Annotated in this window: 2 protein-coding genes; both read right to left on the bottom strand. The window is 69.8% G+C overall.

What is annotated here, in order from left to right; genetic code table 11:
* Positions 1–902 (bottom strand): arsenite efflux MFS transporter ArsK (gene arsK, locus EN935_RS33635; protein ID WP_164771590.1); only part of this gene is annotated, 902 nt, incomplete at its 3' end.
* The coding region (locus EN935_RS33630; RefSeq protein ID WP_127374105.1) for an NAD(P)-binding domain-containing protein at positions 895–1,921 on the bottom strand (1,027 nt) is incomplete at its 5' end. The genes EN935_RS33630 and arsK, both read right to left, overlap by 8 nt.

Genomic DNA, 1,921 nt, shown 5'->3' with positions numbered 1-1,921 from the left:
GTCAGCAGCAGCGCGCACAGCCCGGCCGTGAGCAGCGACGCGGCGATGACGGCGAGATGCGTTTGCTGAAGCCGCCCGCCAAACAGCATGTTGATCAGCCGGCTGGCGACCTGCGCCGGCCCGAACAGGGTCGAAACGAAGAGGCCGGCGGTGCCCAGCCCAAGGGCCGCCGTCAGCGGCACCATGTGGATGAGGATCGCCGACAGCACGAAACCCTCGGTGGCGAACCCCGCCAGCATGAGCAGGAATGCGGCCCGGCCGCGCCGCGGATCGAGCAGTGCGCCCTGTTCGGAAGCGCGGGCGGGTCCTTGCAGCGTTGCGGTTGCATTGCGGCGTGACAGGCGCATCAGCCAGGCGTGGATCGGCAGGCAGAGCCCGAGATTGAGCGCGGCGAACAAGAGATAGACCTCGCGCCATGTCAGCTGCGCGTGCAGCGCCGAGGTCAATGGCCAGAACAGGGTCGAGGCAAACCCCGCGATAAGCGTCAGGTGGGTGATGCTGCGTTGCGGCCGGGGAACCCCGATCTGTACGATCGCCACGAAGGCGGCGCTGTAGAGGACAAAGCTGGAGGCCAGCTCCATGGCCAGCAAGGCCAGGACGAAGGTCACGCGGCCGGGCGCGACGGCGCACAGCGCCAGCGCCACCGCTGCCGCGACCGAGCCGATGGTCATGATGCGGCCGGCGCCGAAGCGGTCGGCCCATCGCCCGGCCGTCGGCGCGAACAGGCTGCCGGCAAACAGCGAGGCGGACAGGGCGCCGAACACCCAGCCTTCCGCGAGGCCGAACTCCCTGGCCATTGCCGGCGCCAGGATCGAGAAGCTGTAGAAGAGCGTGCCGTAGCCGATGATCTGGGTCAGCCCCAGCGCCCAGATCGCCTTGCGCAGAACGGACCGGTCAGGCATCGATGCTGGCTGCCATCGTCTCTTGCGCCTCGGTGCTGGCCGGCGTGGTTGCGCAGCCGCAGCCCGAGGCGCCCTTGGCCTTGGCATGCGCATCCTCGACACAGCAAGCGTCGACATCGGCCGGCGCAGGCCCGCCGCAGCAGCCGGCGCTTGCCGATACCGTCACGATACCGACCGCGCTGCACACGCCGGTCTCCGGCAACACCAGCCGCACCTCGCGGGCCGCGACATGGTCTCCGGCAATGTCGGCGACCACCGAGCGGACCTGCTCGTAGCCGGTCGCCATCAGGAAGGTCGGGGCGCGGCCATAGGATTTCGAGCCGACGATGGTGAAGCCGGGTTCGGGATGCGCGAGTTCCGCGATGCCATGCGCGGGAACCGTGCCGCAGGAGTGGAAGTTCGGATCGATCAGCGGCGCCAGCGCCGGCGGCGCTTCGACGACGGGATCGAGCGCGATGCGGATTTCGCCGAGGAACGACAGATCGGGCCGGAAGCCGGTGGTGACGACGATGCGGTCGACGGCCAGGCTGAACGGCTTGCCGGCCAGGCTGGCATCGACGGCGAGCCCCTCGCCCTGCGTCTCGATGCGGTTGACGGCGAAAGGCGCCAGCATGTTCAGCCTGCCGTCCGTCATCGCCTGCCTGGCGGCCAGCCCAAGCGCGCCGCGTTCGGGCAACTGGTCGTTCAGCCCGCCGCCGAGCAGCCTGTCGACGCTGGCATGGCGCAGCGCCCAGAAGATCTCGGTGCCAGGTGCCGCGTCCTGCAGTTCCATCAGCGCCAGGGCGACGTTGATGGCCGAGTGCCCGCCGCCGATGACCAGGACGCGCTTGCCCGCATAGTCTTCTCTCGCCTTGCCGACCACGTCGGGAATGCCATAGGCGATGCGCGCCGACGCCGCGCCTTCGCCGGGAACCGGCAGGCCGTCGACACCGATCGGGTTTGGCCGCCACCATGTTCCGGACGCGTCGATGACGGCGCGGGCGAGAACGCGGTGCTCGCCGCCGGCATCGCGATAGGGG

This window comes from Mesorhizobium sp. M7D.F.Ca.US.004.03.1.1, assembly GCF_003998635.1.
Taxonomy (GTDB): Bacteria; Pseudomonadota; Alphaproteobacteria; order Rhizobiales; family Rhizobiaceae; genus Mesorhizobium; species Mesorhizobium loti.
This window is presented reverse-complemented; position numbering and strand designations above follow the sequence as displayed.